Raw genomic sequence first — 18,166 nt, 5'->3', positions numbered from 1 at the left:
GTCAGGTATCCAACAGGCTTTCGCTGACGTCCAGCAGATTCGCAAACACCAGCTCCATCTGCTTCTCCACCGAGGCATCCACAAACGAGGTGGGCGTTTTCACCTGGCAGCCGCCGGGGGACATAGCGTCGTCCTCGACAATTACCCAGGTCTTGCCCTCCAGGGGCTCCGGCACCAATTCGCGAACCAGTGTTGCGTCTCGCGGATTGAGAAACACCACCACTTCCCCCTCCAGCTTGTAGAGGGTGGCGACGGCCTCGGCGACCACGTCGGTAATAAGTTCCGAGCTGATGCTCAGCTCCCGGCGAATTATCTGCTCGCTCAGCAGGATCGCCATCCTGGTGAGTTCATGCGCTATGACGCCATCCATGGCGCGGAAGGGGTTGACCAGTTGCTCCAGCATCACCGCCATGTCCCCGGCCATCGCCTCTACCTCAGCCTTCCCGGATGCCAGCCCCTCCTCCCTGCCCTGCTCAAAGCCCTTTGCCCTGGCCAGAGCCTCAATTTCATCTGGAGACATGCGCGCCTCGCTGGATGCAGGCTGCTCGAAAAACGGGGCCTGCCAGCGCTCCACTGTGCCTCGATCAGACAAAATCGCCGCCCCCTTTGCCAATGAATATTTCGCCATCGTCAGCCAGCTTTTTGGCGATGGTGAGTATCTGCTTCTGCTCGGCTTCGACATCCGACAGCTTCACCGGGCCCTTGGCTTCCATGTCATCCTGCAGCATTTCTGCAGCGCGTGAAGACATATTCTTGAAGAACCGGGCCTTCATCTCTTCATCAACGCCTTTGAGCGCTACCAGCAGGCTGTCGCCGGAGATTTCCCGGATCAGGCGCTGCATGCCGCGATCGTCCAACTGCATCAGGTTGTCAAAGACAAACATCAGGTTCTCGATCTTTTCACCCAGATCGAAGTCCGTGGACTTGACCTTCTCCAACACCTCGCTTTCCAGGTCGGTCTCAAGATTATTCAGAATGCCCGCCGCCAGGCTCAGCCCGTTCACCGAGGCCGGAGGCGAGTCGTCGTTGGTGGCGAGCTGTATTTCCAGCACACGATCCAGTTCCTCCAGCGCCGCCGGGTCCACCATATCCAGTCGGGCGATGCGCATCACCAGATCCGAGCGCCCCTCTACCGGCAACAGCTCAAGTACCTTGGCAGCCTGGTCTTCCTGCAGGTAAGCAAGGACCAGCGCGACAATCTGCGGGTGCTCATTCTTTATCATGCGGGCGACAGAGCGGGGGTCCATCCACTTGAGCGCATCGATCCCCCTGGATGCGCCGCCCTGCATCACCTTGCCAAGCACGCTGCGCGCGCGATTTTCACCCAGCGCCTCAACCATCACCCGGCGCGTGAAGTCACTGGCGCCAATGCTGATGGGGCTGGTCGCACTGACCTTGTCGGAAAATTCCTGTAACACCGAGGCGATCTGCTGGTTGGACACATCTGAAAGACTGGCCATGGCCTCGCCTACCTGCTGCACTTCCTTGGGAACCATATGCCGCATGATCGCGGCCGCGCCCTCTTCACCCACCCCGAGCAGGAAGATTGCCGCGCGCTGCGGCCCCGTTAGCTGCGCCGGCGCGGCTGCCTCAGTCATCAGCAGCTACCCAGCCCTTCAATACATGGGCGGCGCGCTCCGGCTCGCCCTGCACCATATTGCGCGCCATATCCAATTGTTGTTTGTATGCCGGCTCACCCGCGGGCAAGCCCTGGAGGCCGAGCGTGACCCGATCATCCCCCATCATCATCGCCTCGGCAGAGGCCGGCAGTGGGCCGCCATCGCCTGCAGCCGCACCAGCGGGCAGCGCGACAGCGGGGGCTGCGCCGGGCGTAGACGCCTGCATCAGCGGTCGCACGACCACAAACAGCGTGGCGAACACAGCCACCGCAGCCAGCAGTAATTTGCCGCTGCGCCAAAGCCACTCGGCTTCCAGTATCGATGCTGCGGGCAGGGGCTCGAATTCAGGTGGCGGCACAAACGATGCATTGACCACGTTGACCCGGTCCCCCCGGTCTTCGTCGAAGCCAATGGCTTCTTTGACCAGGGTGGTAATCTCAGCCAGCCGCTCCGGCGACAGCGGCGTGCGCTCTACATCACCCTGTTCATTCACCGTGCGAGTGTAGTCGACCACTACCGCCACAGTAAGCCGCTTGACGCCACCAGGCGTTTCGCGAATATGACTGATGGTGCGGTCCACTTCGTAGTTACGAATTTCCTGCTTGTTGGAACGCGAGGGCGCTGCGGCGACCTGCTCACCTTCGGCGTTCTCAGCGGGGGGAACCTCCACGGGGGGCTGGTTGGACAAGGTACCAGGCACCCCTAGCGCGCCGGGGTCGGAGGTTATTTCCTCGCTCAGCTGCTCGCTGCGCACGCTGGTTTCAGGCTCGTATTTTTCACTGGTGGTTTCGACAACCGTAAAGTCCAGCTCCGCCGCAACCTGCGTTTGTACCGCACCCACTCCGAGAATCGGGGTCAGGATTTCGATAATGCGGTCTGCGTAGCGCTCTTCCAGCAGCTCGGTATAGCGGAAGTTCTCCGTGGTCAGGCCAAAACCACTGTCCTTGGCCTGGGACGACAGCAGGCGGCCATCATTGCCGACCACTGATACCTGCTCCGCTTCCAGACCCGGCACGCTGAATGCGACCAGGTGCACAATCCCTGCAAGCTGCCGGTCGGTGAGCTGGCGACCGGCGGCCAGGTTAACCAGCACGGACGCCGCAGGCTTGTCTTTCCTGCGCACAAAAGCGGACTGTTTGGGCAAAGCCAGGTGAACCCGGGCACCGTTGACGTTTTCCAGCGAGGCGATAGAACGTGACAGCTCCTGCTCCAGCGCCCGGTCGAAGCGTGCTTTCTCCATGAAACTGCTCAGACCCAGGCTCTGCTCGTGATTCAGCGAGTCATAGCCCAGCGCGCTCTGTTTGGGCAGGCCCTCGCTGGCCAACTTGATCCGCAGCTCACGCACACGGTCGTGGGGAACCGTCACCAGCCCTCCCCTGCCCTCAACCTGATAGGGCACACCCTGCTCATCCAGTTGGCGAATAATCTCTGCCGATGACTCGGCGGGAAGATCGCCGAACAAGGGCGTGTAATCCGGCGCCATCGCCCACTGCACCAGCCCGATGCCCAGGGCAATACTGGCGGCCAACCCCAGCAGCAGCTGTGTCTGGCGCACGGCAGGCAACGTGCTGACGCGGTTGAAGCGGTCGATCAACTGTTGCGATTCAAAAGCCATGTTTTCCCGATTACCAACCTATACCAAGAGACAGATCTGCTTCAGACCTGCATGTTCATTACTTCCTGGTACGCACTTAACAACTTGTTGCGCACCTGGCTCATCGCCTGGAAGGAAATACTGGCTTTTTGCAACGCGACCATTACCTCGGGCAGTTCTACCGAAGGGTCACCTGACTCAAACGCCGTGGCCAGTCGCCTGCCCTCAGCCTGGGCTTCATTCACCTGCTGTATTGACTGCTTCATCACCTCGCCGAAGTCCGGCCCTGCTGCGTCGTCTGCCGGCCCGGAAGTTTCACTGGCAGCCACAGCCGACATCGCGCGCATCTGGGCCAGTACCTGATTGATCTCTACGTTACTCATGTTCTCTCCTTGATCTCGATGCCGCGCCTTAACTGACCGCGGGTATCGCCACACCCTGCTCCTTGAGTCGTGCCAGCTTGTAACGCAGGGTCCGCGGACTGATGCCAAGCAACCGGGCGGCGTCCTTGCGGCTGCCGTCCACGGTTTCCAGCGCGGTGACGATCATTTGCTTCTCCTTGTCCTTGAGCCCGCCATTGAGTAGCGGCGCGGCCTCACCGCAGTCGGCTGAGTCAGCCGCGTCGGCAGCCGGTTGCCCGGCCTCTGCGCTGAAATCGTCTTCAAAATAAATATCCGCCAGCCGCACTTCATTGCCGACGCAGAGTATGGCGGCTCTCTGGATACAGTTGTCCAGCTCACGCACATTGCCCTGCCAACCGTGCTGCAACAGCCGCTGTTCAGCAGCAGCATCCAATGACAGCGGCCTGTCCTGGGCATACCTGGCGAGCATGACCCTGGCCAGCGGAAGAATGTCACCGGGACGATTGCGCAGGGGCGGCAGGCTCACCGGAAAGACGTTGAGACGGTAGTAAAGGTCTTCGCGGAACTTGCCGGCCGCGACTTCCTGTTTCAGATTGCGGTTAGTGGTGGCAATCACCCGTACATCAAGCGGAATCAGTGTATTCCCGCCCAGCCGTTCCACCTCTCTCTCCTGAAGCACACGCAGTAACTTTGCCTGCAGACCCAACTCCATCTCGGAAATCTCATCCAACAGCAGGGTACCGCCGTTAGCCTGTTCAAACTTTCCCGCCCTGGACTGATAGGCACCGGTATAGGCGCCTTTTTCATAACCGAACAACATCGATTCCAGCATAGGCTCAGGAATTGCCGCGCAGTTGATGGCGATAAAAGGCCCTTCTGCACAGTCCGAGCGGTTGTGCACGTAGCGGGCCATGACCTCCTTGCCGGTACCTGATTCGCCGCTGATCAGCACCGTGGCGTTGGAGCGCGCGACCCGGGAGACCAGCTCGCAGATACCCGTCATTGCCGGGTCTTCGGCAACCATGCCCACAGCAGTGTCCTGCTCCACCCGCTCAAAACGACTGACCACCTCCAGCAGCACTTCCGCCTCGAAGGGTTTGATCAGGTAATCTGTGGCGCCCTCGCGCATGGCGCTTACCGCCCTCTCCACGCTGCCATGCGCCGTAACCAGCACAAACGGCAGCTCGGGACGACGCTCTCTCACCTTACGCAACAGGGTATGGCCGTCCATAACATCCATTTCCACGTCGCTGATAACCAGGTCCACGCGACGCTCATCGAGCACCGTTAAGGCTTCCGCACCATTCACTGCAGACACTGCCGTGTAACCGCCATACTTCACCGTGTCACACATTGCCTCGCGCAGAATTTCATCATCCTCGACAATCAGTACCGTGGTTTTTTCACTCATGCGCGCAACGCCTCCTGCTCAATTCCCTTGATTTGCTCTTCCGCCCCGGCAATGGGCAGCGTGATGGAAAACTCCGCGCCACCCTGGGGGTGGTTGCTGACCGTAATCTCACCGTCGTGATTGGCGATAGTCCTGGCGACAACGGCCAGGCCCAGGCCGGTACCTTTGCTGCGAGTGGTAAAGAACGGGTCGAACACCCGGTCCATGATGTCCGGGTCAATACCCGGACCATCGTCGCGGAACTTGAGCTGCATGCGGTTATGGTCCAGCGCACCCACCCACACGGTGATATTCACCGCGCCGCCCGCGGCTTCCTGGGCATTCATTGCCAGGTTGCACAGGGAGCCGACGAGTTCGTCGCGCGCGCCGCACAGGACCAGCGAGTCATCGACAGGCTGAACACGAACGCTGGAGCCCTGAACGGCAAGCTGGGGAAGGACGGTCGACTCGAATTCCGTGAGCACGCTGTTGAGCAGAATGCGCTCACTCGTGGGGGTGCTCCCACGCACGAAGCTGAGCATGCTCTCGACCAGCGCTTCCATATGGCTCAATCGGTCGACGACTTTATCGGCAATGGCCCGGCGCTCATCGGCAGCGATGTCGGCACGCCCCAACTGCGACAGATACAGCGCGGTGGAACTCAGCGGCGTGCGGATCTGGTGGGCGAGGCGCGTGGCCATTTCTCCCAGGGCCGTCAACCGCTTCTTGCGGCCGAGCTGTTCCTGCAGGTTATGTAGTTCGGTGACATCAGTAATCAGCACCACCTTGTCGCCACGATCATCCAGCTTGCGACTCACAATGGAGAAGAAGCGACCGTCGCTGGAAAGTATTTCACTGGAGAGCGCGGCATTGCCGTCGGTGACCCGCGATATAACCCCTTCCCAGGACTCACCTATCAGGGGTGCGCCCAGCAGTTCAAATGCCTCAGGGTTGGCGTCAGCGACACAGAGGTTGCGGTCGAGAATCAACACCCCGCCAGGGAGCGCTGCCACCAGGGCTGAAAGGCGATTGGCAAGACGTTCCTTCTCGGCGAGATCCTTGACACGGGCCGAACGCGTGCGAGCCAGCTCATCGGTTAGACTGGAAACCCTGGACTCCAACTCGCGGTAGGTGGAATCAAGCTCGGACGAAACGCGGTTAAACACCGCGAAAGCTTTCTCCAACTCTTCTACCGAGAGCGTATCTGCCTGCCCCATAACACACCCCTACGTTCCGAAGCCACAATGGCGACCCCTACGTCAGAACTATGCAATTAGCGTGCCCGTTTATTTTTTCTATATATATCAGCTAGTTAGAAAAGCACGGATTAAATCAGTCAAATTTCCGTCACGCCTTCCGGACGCTGTATCTTGAATTTGCGCATCTTTTCGACAAGCGTGGTGCGCTGCAAGTTAAGCAATTTCGCCGCCCTGGCCACCACCCACTCGGACTGGGACAGCGCCTGGGTCATCAGGTTACGCTCAATAGCCGCAAGATGCGGGCGCAAGTCGATTCCCTCGCTGGGCAGCACCAACTGCTCCGGCGACAACAGATCTCGCACCTGGGCACGCACTTCACTTTCCATCTGCTCCGGAAACAATTCCTGGTTGGGGCGGAACTTGTCCGGAAGATCATTCCACTTGACCGTTTTACCCGGGTGCAGGATAGACAGCCTCTCCAGCAGGTTGAACAGTTCACGGACGTTGCCGGGCCAGAAGTAACGGGACAAGCTCGCCATTGCGCAGTCGCTGAGCTTTAGCGCGCGACCCTGTTCTCGTTCGAGCTTGTGCGCGTACATGTCTATCAGCATGGGGATATCGCCAACCCGATGACGCAGGGGAGGAATTTCCACCGGGAACACGTTCAACCGGTAGAGCAGGTCCATACGAAACTTGCCCTCGGCTACCAGTTGCTCAAGGTTCTGGTGAGTGGCCGCCACAATGCGCACGTTTGCCTGTATCGTCTTGTGACTGCCGACACGCTCAAACGAACGCTCCTGCAACACACGCAGCAACTTGACCTGCATATCCATCGGCATGTCGCCGATCTCATCCAGGAACAGAGTGCCACCTTCGGCTACTTCAAAACGACCCCGGCGCGTCGAGATCGCCCCGGTGAATGCGCCTTTCTCGTGGCCGAACAGTTCCGACTCGAGCAACTCAGCAGGGATTGCGCCACAGTTCACCGGCACAAAGGGGCCGTCGTAGCGCTGGGAAAGACGATGAATACTGTGTGCAACCACCTCTTTGCCAGTTCCCGATTCACCGGTAATCAACACAGAGGCCTCAGCGCAGGCGACCTGTGCAATAAGCGAGCGCACAGTTTCGATGCCATCACTGACACCCACCAGGTGACGCCCCAGGTTGCGGATATTGTGTTCAGTGGCAACGGCTGGTTTGACGCACGTTCTCCACGCTTTTTCCAGCGCATCACGCAAACGGCCATAGCCCTCTTCCATGCTGATCACGCCGCCAAACAGCGTATGCAGGCGCGGGGGCACAGCACCGGTAAATTCACCTTCGGCAAACAGGCAGGTAGGGTGCTTGCTGCCCTGCTTTGCCGCCATCCTGATACAGGTTGCCAACAGCTCAAACTCATCATCCGCCGCAACCAGCGCTATGAACGGGGATACAGCTCCACCCAACAGCGCATCAAGCCCGGCAACACTGGAAGCAACTTCCACATCGTAGCCGAGAAACTTGACCAGCATGGCGACCCGGTTGGCAGCCTCGGCATCCGGGTCAACGATCAGCGCATACGGTTTTCCCTGCATCAAATCCACTCCCCTGGCGATACCTGTGGTTTGGCAAGATTATTCACCAGCACATTAGGTAGCACCGTGCTGGTTGCAGAAAGTCGAAGGAATTGAGCCTGTGATTTACAGAGGATTAGCGGCGCGCTCGAATTGTGTCGCGCGCGGTGAAACAGTCCTTGTATTCGCTTGTCGGTTAACGGAATACCGACTTGCTCAGTCCCTTGCACTATTTTTGTTTTCCTTTTTGCGAGTCACAAGCAAGCAGACTCGCGATACCCCTACCTAAAGCGAAGTGCACATTTTAGCGCCGCTGAAACCACAGCTGCATGTGTCTGTATCACTGACTACCACGGTATAGAAAAAAAGGGGCAAGGAAAATTCGGGGAAATACGCAGATTTATTTAAGTAGAATTGCGTAACCAAACCTACTCTTCTATCTGCATCGCCATCTGCACAAGTTCAGCGAGGGACTCCGCCTCCATCTTCTTGATGACATTGCGCCGGTGAACCTCGACCGTACGCGAACTGATATTCAGTATATTCGCTATCACTTTATTATTTTTGCCGGAGACGACCCATCTCATCACTTCCTGTTCGCGGACTGTGAGAGAGTCGTAGCGCTGCTTGATCTGCGAGACCTTCATTCTTTCGTAGCGCGCCTTGAAATCATAGCTGATCGCTGCGCGTACCGAGTCGATAACCCGGGAAGGGTCGATAGGCTTTTCGATAAAGTCCATGGCACCGGCTTTCAACGCGTTTACCGCTGTGGTCACGTCGTCGGCACCAGACAGGAAGACGACCGGAGTCGTATCACCGCGGGCGGACAACACGCGCTGCAGTTCCAACCCATCCATACCAGGCATAATGATATCGAGCAGCAGGCAGCCGCCCTGGTTCTCATCATATTGCGCCAGGAACTCTTCTGCGGACGCATAAGTCTCTACGCTGAGGTTCGCTGCTCTGAACGTCTCCTCAAGTAGGATGCGGGCAACGATATCGTCGTCCACTGCGTATACGGTAGGTTCAGGTGCCATTGCTACAGATCCGGAATACACCTCTTTACTCACGATTTTGTGTGGTGCGGTGCGTTTTTGTTCGCAGCCTCACCAAAACCCTACTAATAACTATCACTAACAAAAACTTCAGCGACGCTATAATGACTATTTTCAGTAAGAAATAGCAATAGAAATAAAAAATTTAACGTAAAACCCTGATCTATATGGCGTCAAAAGACTGCAATACAAATACTGGTTTTCTTTTCCGCTCCCACTAAGTGTCCGCCGTGACTGACTTCTTGAATGCCACCTGTCGACGATGGTGCCGAAATATCAATTTTTCCAACCAACCCCGGGTTTGCTCACTCAACCCAAGGTAGCGTACCCGGGCTTTGCCGGTCGCGTGTTCGGCCTGCTCGCTAACCACCTCACCATAAAAACAAAGCGGCTTGGGCGTTCCATGCTGAATATAAACCTGCATAAACACCGTCTGGCCCGGCTCGGGAAGCTCATTCGAATGCCATTCTATTCCATCTGAGGAAATGGTTGCGCGGGTTCTGGCGGGTATTTCCAGCTGGGCATAAACCAGTTGACCAACCAACTCCAATAATAGGTTTATCTTCAGGTCCAGGCGACCGATTTCCTGCACAATCGCCGCGTTTTCCTCGGCAAGCTCGCCCGGTGGCGCACTTACCGCCGCAACGGCGCGCAAAAAAGCCTGGTTGGACTCGTTAACCAGCGAAAGTAATTCGGCGTCGGGTGACTTGACCGCTGCCTGCCACTTTACCGAAATATTATCCGAAAAAACCAGGCCATCCTCAGGCTTGCTACTGCTCTTGTCCATTGGCCTTCACTCACTTCTTCCTGACCACAGTTTGCATGAATGGCACGCCCGATTTCAATCCTATCTGCATTCCGACAAGCGAGTTAACCGAGTTTTAATCTTAACAGTGAACACAAGCGGCCTGGCCGACCAGCGCTCATCGACAGCGGTCAGGAGCGCGAGGCAAGCTCCACGCCCTGGTAACTGGACAGCGCGCTGCGCTTGCGAGAAAACTCACGGCCCTGCCGCATAACCGTTTCGCGAGCAACTTTCAGCCTGGCCATCAACTCTTCATTGAGATGTAACAACACCGCCAGGGCCTCGGCCACGACGTCGCTTTCAGCTAGGGGAATGCTTTGCGAAAAGCACAACTTGAGATCGTCGCGCCGCTCGCGCTCGATCTCTGCAACACTTTCCCAGTCGCCGGCATCGGCGCAAGCCACCATCCTGCGCGTCATTTCCAACACGGTTGCCAGGCGCCGGCAGCTGGCTACCTGGTCGTGCATTTGCAATTCAGTGAGCGCTGCATTCATGACTGCAAGCTCCGGTATTCCGCGGGAATAGACTCCCAGCCCGCACGTATCTGTAGCAGCAGCGCACTGACTTCGTCGAGAATTTCAACGTCGGCCGATAGATTAGCCTCGACGAGGCGCTGCTCCATGTAGTCGTAAAGGTCGGACAGGTTGGCGGCGATCTCACCACCCTTCTCGCGATCGAGACTGGCGCGCAGATTATCAATAATGGCGATAGAGCGGGACAGCAGTTCGCCTTTACGCTGCACATCCCCGCGTGTCGCCGCGCCGCGGGCTGACGCAATGCGGTCCAGTGCACCGGTGAGCAGCATGCCGATCAACTGGTGGGGGCTGGCATCAGTGACACCGCCCTGAACACCTACTGCCTGGTACTGCTTCAATGCTGCCTGATTCATGGGTATTCCTTTTTCACTCGATTAGTTGGAATTATTAAGCGACCCGGCTTTGGGCAATGCAGCCAGTTGCTGGGTTAAAAAGTCGCTGGTGACCTGGAACTGGGATAACAGGGTATCCAGAGCGGTGAACTGCGAACGATATCTTGCTTCCAGTGCTTCCATGCGCCGGTCCAGCACTTCCCGCTGGTCTTCGATATCTTCTACGCGCCCCTGCAATCCATCGGTGCGGGAGTCCAGCGCTCCATCGGCGTCGAGCATGGTATCGATGAGTGCAAATAACTGGTAACCGATGCCCTGGGAGAACGCCACTGTTCCCCGCGGACCCAGGTCACCACTTTCTACCTGCAACTGCAGGCCCTCAACGGGACTGCCCACACCACCGCGCAGTATCTGGCCGGAGCCCAGGGCGGCAACACCGCCAATGGTGCCGCCGATGTCAACGCCGGGAATGCCCGCGCCAATAGACAGGCCCAGCGTCGCGGCACTGTTGGTGTCCAGCGCGGTGATGTCCACCCGCGATGCGGATCCGTAGCGGTCGGAGGTAATCTGCAGCTGGTTACCGACAACGCTGACACTCACGCTCAGGCTTTCGGCAGCCAACGCGCTATCGCCGTTGATGCGCGACTGTATTTCTGCAGCCAATGCTTCGCCGCTGTCGTAGCTACCCTGGGTAAGGGCCAGGTCACCGCTGGTGATGCCGTCGATGAGCACGGAGAAACTGTCGTTGTTGGCATCAATAGTGAGCGGAAAGCCGATAGCCGTGCCGGTAAACTGCCCACGGCTGGCCAGGCGAGCAATATCAACGGCGTAGGACCCCACTGCCGTGGCGTCGGAGGACGCCACATATTCCACGCCTGCATCAGACGGGAATCCCACTGCGGCAAACAGACCGACAAGGTCGTCGAAATTGCTGGCCAGCACTTCGTCCATGCGCTCGCCATCCAGCGCGAGACTGCCGTCGCTTTGAGTAGTGATGCCAATTTCACTCAGCGACGTAAACGGGCCGTCAAAACCAGCTACCGCATTGGTCAAAACCTGCCGTATCTGGCCGACAGCCGAGCGGGCCGAAAAGTCACCCTGCAGGGGGCCGCCCACCCCGGTGGCCGCGTTATAGCCGGTAAGGCTGTTAACGGTGCTGACAAAGCTGTTAAAGCCGGTGATAAAACCGTCAATCAACTCCTTGACGCTTTCTGTATCTCGCTCAATACCGATCTGTACCGGGCTGTTCTCATCGGTGAGGCCATTGAAGGTGAACTCAAGGCCCTCGATCACTTCGCTGGCCGTGTTAGTGGCGCTGCTGATGGCCAGACCGTTAACCGTGAACAGCGCATCCTGTGCCGCTACCGTTTGCTCAAGATTGGTGGCGCCGGCACTGAAGGCGAAGGCCGAGAGACCGGCGCCGTCCAGGTCGTTGCCATCGCCCAGGTCACTGACGCTGATTTCAATACTGTTTTCCACGCCGGTGGACTCAGCGTTGATCAGCAGGCGGTAGCCGCTGCCGTCGTTGACGATGGAGGCACTGACCCCGGCTTCATTAAGTGCATCGCGTACACCCTCCAGCGTGTTATTGGTGTTGTCGATAGTAATGCTGACCGCGCCGCGCTCGGGATTGGGGGTAAAGCTGTTGTAACTTTCCGGCCCCGGCTCCGGCGGCTGATAGTCAGTGCTGCCAAAACGCAGGGTCAGCGTGCCTGTACCCACCTCCTCGGCGGGTGAACCATAGGCCCCACTGGCCAGAGAGTGCGCTCGCGCAAGCTGGCTTACTTCCAGGTCATAGTTTGAGGCGATGGCGCTGGCGTCGGCGCTGACATCGATTGCGTCCGGGTTACTGCTGAAGGCAGTGCGACTGCCAAAAGAGGCGAGTTCACTGAGGTCTTTCACCGAGCCCTGGAAAGCCGACAGCGCGCCTTTGAACTGGCCGAAAGCAGACAACTCCTGGGTGAGACTCACTTCCTGTCGCGCAAGCCTGTTTTCCACCGGGGCCCGCTCTGCCGCCACCAACTGGGTTACCAGGCCCTCGATATCAAGGCCAGACCCTACACCCGCTGCTCTAATCATCAGCCTATATGCTCCTGCTCGCCACGCGCGCGCCGCACTGCACCCATTGCAGCGCGGACCGCATGGGCCGCATTGGCAAACTATGCAAACTAAATGCCAGATAAGCACACATCACGTTCTTACTCGTCGTTGCTGTTCAGGAGAGGTTGCGGACGCTGCTGGTCAATCTGGTCCTGCAGATACCGGGCGACTGCCAGTACTTCCTCCGAAGGGACCTGGCGCACCACAGAGTCGGTTTCCGAGTTGTAAACGGTGACCACGCTGTTGCCGGTGGCATCATCCACACGGAACTGTAATTCGTTGGAAAGGTCGGTGAGATACCTGGCCAGCACGTCGGCCGCCTGTCGGGCCTGCTGCCAGGTGTCACTGACGTGTGCATCAACCGGAGGGGTTTTTCCGCCCACCGGCATTTCTTGCCGCACTCGCTCTGCGACGGCTGTGCCGCCGGCGCGATTAGGGGCTGCTGTAGTCGTGACCACGGCGGCTACTGGAATCAGGCTATTGATCATTGCTCATTCCCCCCGGGCCCTTGCGTTGGCCCTTGTTCGTTGGTGTCAGGTAGCAATCACTGCGGCAAGGCAGAACCCGGCCGCAGTGATTCAAGCCGTAGCCCCTTACTGCAGCAGGGCCAGGACGTTCTGCGGAGCAGAGTTAGCCTGCGAGAGCATCGCTGTACCAGCCTGCTGCAGGATCTGCGCGCGGGTCAGGTTAGCGGTTTCCGCAGCGAAGTCGGTGTCGCGAATTCGCGAACGGGCAGCTGACAGGTTCTCGGAAGTGGTCTGTACGCTGGTCACCACTGACTCAAAGCGGTTCTGGATGGCACCCAGGTCGGCGCGGGCTGAGTTGACGGTAGTGAGGGAGCTGTCTACCAGATCCATCGCCAGCTGCGCCGCGGCAAAAGAGCTCACATTCAGGGTATCAATGCCCGCTGCAGTAGTGGTTGTTGCGTTTTCAGCGGCCGTAAAGCCGGTCACTGTCGCATCCAGCGCGGCGCCGGTGAAGGCAATGTCTGAGCCGCTACTTAAGACGATTTCAGCCGTGGCGCTGTTATACGTTGCACCCACACCGCTGGCGGCGGACACATTGTTTATCGCATTCACCAATTGACCTGCGCGCTCAACAGCACTGCCCGCGCTAGCAACTGCGCCAACGTCAACGCCGTTTACTATCAGGTCCCCAGCAGAAATCGCGGTAGCAAAACCGGTGAGGCCTGTCGCGACATCTGACGTTGAAGCAGAAGTAACTGAACCCAATGCTGCGGTGTTTGCATCTGTGGTAGAGGCAACAGTGATAGTCTCTCCCGAATTCGCGCCAATCTGGAATACAGCTCCAGAAAAACTACCATCCAACAATTTCACACCATTGAACGAAGTCTGGTTGGCCACACGGTCGATCTCATTCAGCAGCTGCGATACTTCCGTTTGCAGTGCATCCCGGTCACTCTGCGAGTTGGTGGCGTTGGAGGACTGCACCGCCAGCTCACGAATACGCTGCAGGTTGTTGGTGACTTCCGCCAGCGCACCTTCAGCAGTCTGCGCCAGGGAGATGCCGTCGTTGGCATTACGCGCCGCCTGGTTGAGGCCGCGAATCTGGCTGGTCATGCGCTCGGAGATCGCAAGACCGGCCGCGTCGTCCTTGGCGCTGTTGATACGCAGGCCGGAAGACAGACGCTGCAGTGAGGTGTTCAGCGAGTTCTGTGAACTGCCGAGGTTACGCTGTGCGTTCAATGACGCAATATTTGTGTTGATTACTGAAGCCATGGGTTAATCCCTCTTTTCGTTTGACCTTTTCGCGGCGGCCGCAGGGCCACACTGGTCTGTCATATTCCTTGTGGAATTACGTATCGACCGTGATTCGCACTGCCGACACCCTATAAATCGGCGTGGCGAGGAAAAACTTTAGGGATATCCATAAACAAATTAAAAAATGTGAAATGTTTGCGAAAAGTTGTGGCGAGTTCACTGACTGCGCGCGCATTGAGCATTGGTTTTCGTGAAGAAGCTGGCGAGCACATGGATGCGCAAAGCACTGCAATTAAAGCGTCATTTCCAGACGGGGGATTCGCCCGACGCCCACACTGTGTTGAATTTTAGCCTTCGCGAAATTGATCCGGCGCTGAATGATTGCGCCCGTCATCTTTAAGTTATAACCAAAAAGAATGATTAATTGAAAAAGATATCTACAGACAACTCTGTAGATTTACAGGTAGTTAAACAACGACAACCCCTGCATCTTTACATAGGCCTGCTGCGCCGCCTGCAGTGCCGTAAGCTCCAGGTTGAACCGGCTGATCGCTTCTGCGTAATCAAGATCCTCAATACCTGAAAGCGTTTCCTGCAGGCTGAGATTGAAGTTGTCGTTAAGCTGCACCTGCGTATCGACATAGTTGAGCCGCACGCCCACGTCGGTTCTCACCCGCGACACGTTGCCCAGCGCCTGGTCTATATTGTCCAGTCCGCGCGCCATCGCATTGTTCACCGCCGCGACCTCATTGGGCTGCGTACCCGAGTTCTCCAGCACGCTGACAATGTCCTGCAGGGTGCCGAACATATCCCGGCGCACGGAAGAAGCAACCGTAAACGTGTCGCCATCTCCGGGTACTCCGCTGAAATCGATGCTGGCACCGGCGAAGGTGAGCGTATCGCCGTCTTCATAATTTCCCGAGGAAACCAGTGCCGCGGAGGCGTCACGCACCTCATACGTTGTCGGCCCGCCGGGGGGGCTGGCGAAACTGATACTGTAACTACCGGCGACAAAACCCGGACCCGCCGTGGTGCTGCCGGCAACCGCGTTGCCAGTGTTGCCCGCGCCGGCTTCCACCCCGAAACGGCCATTGCCTGTGGGCACTGCCACAAACACATCATAGCCGGAGTCGCGCACCGCAACCCGGGCGCTGTTGCCAATCTGCATGAAACGCTGGCCGTCGTCGCCCTGGTACAGCACGTCGGCCCCGGAGCGCGTAAACGGCTGGTTCTGCGCCTGGTATCCGCCGAAAATATACTCGCCACTTGCATCGCGCGTGTTGGCAATAGATTCGAGTTCGTCCAGGCGAGCAGAGATCTCCGCGGCAATGCTGCGCCGCGTATCCGGGCTCTGGGTCGCGTTGTTCGCCTGCACGACTAACTCGCGCACCCGCTGCAGTGTGGTTTCGGCCTCGGTCAATACGCTTTCTTCCAGGGCCAGTTGTCCCTGGGCCAGGTTGGCGTTGCGCTGGTACTGGTCCAGCAGTTCGAGGTCTTCGGAGATATCCAGAACCTGCGCGGCAGCGACCGGATCATCAGCCGGTGTCAGCAGGCGCTTGCCGGTCGCCAACTGGTTTTCTGTATTACTCAACTTCGCCTGTTGGGCGAGAATGGAGGAAATACCCTGCTGGAACATTTGTAAACTGGAGACGCGCATAATCTCTACCTATCGTCGCGTTGCGTTGAGCAAGGTCTGGAACAACTGGTCAGCCACGGAAATCACCTGGGCAGCCGCCTGGTAAGCCTGCTGGTAACGGATCAGGTTGGCAGCCTCCTCATCAAGATTGACGCCGGCCACGGAATCCCGGTCCGCTATCGCCTGTTCCAGCAACACCGACTCCGAGGCCATGCCGGTTTCCGCCTGGCTGGTGCGCACTGCCACATCCGTTACCATCCTGCTGTAGGTATCCTGGAAGCTCGCTGTGCCACCCAATAGCGAGCGTGCCGTCTGCAGGTCAGCGAGCGCCAGGGCATTGCTGTTATCACCGCTGCCGTTGGCGTTGTTCTCAATAAACAACTGGTCGCCAGCCTGCGGCGTACCACTCACGCTGAAGCTGAAACCACCGAGCGTAAAGTCGGCACCTGCGGCGTCTGTGGTCGGGTCGTATGCCAATGGACCGCCGGCTATGCCAGCGACATTGAAGCCGGGTACGCCGGGGCCCAGTGCGTCGGGATCGAAGGCCAGCGTCACCCGACCCGCCAGCGGCAGGGTACCCGGGTCGTCGGCGCTCAGTGAGCCCAGCGCCGCGCTGCCGATGTTGGCCAGCTCTTCACCGCTGCGCAGCGGCGAGCCCGCCGCGATATCTTCCGGCCGTGCCAGCGCCAGCGCAAACAGGCCCGCGGCCTGGCGCGTCGGCTGCACCAGGAACACATCACCATCAACGGGCGCGCCGCCGGTCACGGCAATTTCGATGCCGTCTACTGTGAACGGTCCGGGCCCGGTTTGCGATGCACCGCTGTCACGGTTGGTCAGCGTCCAGTTACCCGCCTCGTAGCGCATGCTGTAATTATCACCGGTCAATGCGCTGACATCGCTGAGGCTCACGTCCAGCGTGGCCAGCCCCGCGTTATTCTGTTGCGCGGCATAGGTGGGCTGGGGGGTATTGAAAAAATCCGCACCGGGTAAACCATTGAGATCCAGGCCGGCGCTGTGCTGGGCGTTGAATGAAGATGCGAGCCCAACCGCGGTGAGTCCCAACTGGTCGCGCGCCGGATTCAACTGCTGGTCGCGAAAATCGAACATGGCACCCAGTTCACCTCCACTGAGGAAGCGCCCCAGAGAGGTGCTGGTGCCGGCGGGGCCGACCACGCCAACCTGCACGGCAGTGCCGTCGAAGGGGTCTCTGGATGTCTGCAACTGCTCAGCGGTGAAGCCCACTACCAACGCCTGACCATTGCCGATCATTACGTTAAGTGCGCCGTCGGACTGTTCGATGGTGGTAACGCTGATCTTTTCGGCAAGCTGTGCCAGTAACTGATCACGCGCGTCCAGCAGGTCGTTGGGCGCCTGCCCGGGCGTGGAGGCCGAGGCCTGCACCAATTGCTTGTTGAGGTCGGCAATGCCCTGTGACAGCGTATTGATCTCCGCGACCGTCGCTTCGATTCTGCCATTGAGTTCCTGTTCCAGGTCACGAAAACGATCGTCAAGATATCCGAAGCGATCCGCCAGCACCTGACTCTGGCCCAGTAAAGCCTGGCGCTCGGGCAGTGAGCCGGGGTTGTTGGCCACATCCTGCAGCGCACCGAAGAAGCCATTCAACGCGCCTGATAGGCCTACTGCCGGGTCCGCAAGCACACTGTCCAGTCGACTGGAAAGATCATAGTAAGTAGCGGACTCCCGCTGCGAGGAGGTTCGTGAACGTACCTCAGCAGTCAGGAACTGATCATAAGATCGCTCTATAGAGTCGACCCTGACGCCGTTGCCGAGATAGTTGCCGCCATTGAACTGCGATGGCAGCGTTTCCATGTTGACCCGCTGTCGGCTATAGCCAGGCGTATTAACGTTGGCAATGTTGTTCCCGGTGGTATTGATCGCGCGCTGCAGTGAGAGCAGCGCGGTGGTACCAAGATTCAATAGGTCTGCCACAAGTCGTTACCTGTCTATTTCCTGTATTGCCATAACGGCATTGTCATCAGTTCACCCACCCTTTAGCGACCGATCAAAAAAATTCTTTAATCAGTCGACGGACAATTTGTCCGGCAGCCCGCTAAGCACGGCCAATACCTTTTCTGCATAAGCGGGGTCTGTCGCGTAGCCCGCACTCTGCAGCTCGGCGAGAAACGCCCCGCTATCGCCGCTATTGGCCAGGGCATTTTCGTAGCGCGGATTGCGCTGGAGAAAATCCACGTAGTCATCAAAACTGCCGGCTACTGACTCGTACTTGCGAAAACTGGCCTGTT

At 58.3% G+C, this 18,166-nt stretch carries 17 protein-coding genes; all 17 read right to left on the bottom strand.

Translation table 11 applies throughout. The features are described from left to right. Position 1: 1 nt before the first annotated feature. On the bottom strand, positions 2 to 592 hold the full coding sequence (locus C0039_RS12940) for a FliH/SctL family protein (protein ID WP_165787124.1): 591 nt from the start codon (positions 590 to 592) through the stop codon (positions 2 to 4). Beyond that, positions 585 to 1,598, bottom strand: a complete 1,014-nt coding sequence (gene fliG, locus C0039_RS12935) for a flagellar motor switch protein FliG (RefSeq protein ID WP_075999247.1) — start codon at positions 1,596 to 1,598, stop codon at positions 585 to 587. The genes C0039_RS12940 and fliG overlap by 8 nt, the downstream gene beginning before the upstream one ends. Beyond that, on the bottom strand, positions 1,591 to 3,234 hold the full coding sequence (gene fliF, locus C0039_RS12930) for a flagellar basal-body MS-ring/collar protein FliF (protein WP_101518278.1): 1,644 nt from the start codon (positions 3,232 to 3,234) through the stop codon (positions 1,591 to 1,593). Before fliF ends, fliG begins: the two co-directional genes overlap by 8 nt. A gap of 41 nt (positions 3,235 to 3,275) precedes the next feature. Beyond that, the gene (gene fliE, locus C0039_RS12925) at positions 3,276 to 3,596 is read right to left on the bottom strand and encodes a flagellar hook-basal body complex protein FliE (protein ID WP_075999249.1); all 321 of its coding nucleotides are present in this window, start codon (positions 3,594 to 3,596) and stop codon (positions 3,276 to 3,278) included. Positions 3,597 to 3,624: 28 nt separating this feature from the next. After that, the gene (locus tag C0039_RS12920) at positions 3,625 to 4,986 is read right to left on the bottom strand and encodes a sigma-54-dependent transcriptional regulator (protein WP_075999250.1); all 1,362 of its coding nucleotides are present in this window, start codon (positions 4,984 to 4,986) and stop codon (positions 3,625 to 3,627) included. After that, complete coding sequence (locus tag C0039_RS12915; RefSeq protein ID WP_075999251.1) at positions 4,983 to 6,182, bottom strand: sensor histidine kinase; 1,200 nt, start codon at positions 6,180 to 6,182, stop codon at positions 4,983 to 4,985. The genes C0039_RS12920 and C0039_RS12915 overlap by 4 nt, the downstream gene beginning before the upstream one ends. Before the next feature lie 119 nt (positions 6,183 to 6,301). Beyond that, complete coding sequence (locus C0039_RS12910) at positions 6,302 to 7,738, bottom strand: sigma-54 interaction domain-containing protein (RefSeq protein WP_207796442.1); 1,437 nt, start codon at positions 7,736 to 7,738, stop codon at positions 6,302 to 6,304. A gap of 407 nt (positions 7,739 to 8,145) precedes the next feature. Beyond that, on the bottom strand, positions 8,146 to 8,754 hold the full coding sequence (locus C0039_RS12905; protein WP_101518277.1) for a response regulator transcription factor: 609 nt from the start codon (positions 8,752 to 8,754) through the stop codon (positions 8,146 to 8,148). 235 nt (positions 8,755 to 8,989) lie between these two features. Continuing rightward, positions 8,990 to 9,559, bottom strand: coding sequence for a PilZ domain-containing protein (locus C0039_RS12900; protein ID WP_075999253.1), 570 nt, complete (start codon positions 9,557 to 9,559; stop codon positions 8,990 to 8,992). A gap of 149 nt (positions 9,560 to 9,708) precedes the next feature. Further along, a complete protein-coding gene (gene fliT, locus C0039_RS12895) occupies positions 9,709 to 10,071 on the bottom strand; it encodes a flagellar protein FliT (protein ID WP_075999254.1) in 363 nt (120 codons plus the stop codon). After that, a complete protein-coding gene (gene fliS / locus C0039_RS12890; RefSeq protein WP_075999255.1) occupies positions 10,068 to 10,466 on the bottom strand; it encodes a flagellar export chaperone FliS in 399 nt (132 codons plus the stop codon). The genes fliT and fliS overlap by 4 nt, the downstream gene beginning before the upstream one ends. A gap of 21 nt (positions 10,467 to 10,487) precedes the next feature. Then, entirely contained in the window at positions 10,488 to 12,524 is a 2,037-nt protein-coding gene (gene fliD / locus C0039_RS12885) for a flagellar filament capping protein FliD (RefSeq protein WP_075999256.1), read from the bottom strand. A 119-nt stretch (positions 12,525 to 12,643) separates the two neighbouring features. Further along, entirely contained in the window at positions 12,644 to 13,033 is a 390-nt protein-coding gene (locus C0039_RS12880) for a flagellar protein FlaG (RefSeq protein WP_075999257.1), read from the bottom strand. Between the two features lie 105 nt (positions 13,034 to 13,138). Then, positions 13,139 to 14,284, bottom strand: a complete 1,146-nt coding sequence (locus C0039_RS12875) for a flagellin (protein WP_075999258.1) — start codon at positions 14,282 to 14,284, stop codon at positions 13,139 to 13,141. Between the two features lie 439 nt (positions 14,285 to 14,723). Then, positions 14,724 to 15,923: a flagellar hook-associated protein FlgL gene (gene flgL, locus C0039_RS12870; RefSeq protein ID WP_101518276.1), complete on the bottom strand. Its 1,200-nt coding sequence runs from the start codon at positions 15,921 to 15,923 to the stop codon at positions 14,724 to 14,726. 9 nt (positions 15,924 to 15,932) lie between these two features. After that, positions 15,933 to 17,852, bottom strand: a complete 1,920-nt coding sequence (gene flgK / locus C0039_RS12865) for a flagellar hook-associated protein FlgK (protein ID WP_075999260.1) — start codon at positions 17,850 to 17,852, stop codon at positions 15,933 to 15,935. Between the two features lie 90 nt (positions 17,853 to 17,942). Next, the coding region (locus C0039_RS12860; protein WP_207796441.1) for a glucosaminidase domain-containing protein at positions 17,943 to 18,166 on the bottom strand (224 nt) is incomplete at its 5' end.

Source organism: Pseudohalioglobus lutimaris, from assembly GCF_002866825.1.
Lineage (GTDB): Bacteria > Pseudomonadota > Gammaproteobacteria > Pseudomonadales > Halieaceae > Halioglobus > Halioglobus lutimaris.
This window is presented reverse-complemented; position numbering and strand designations above follow the sequence as displayed.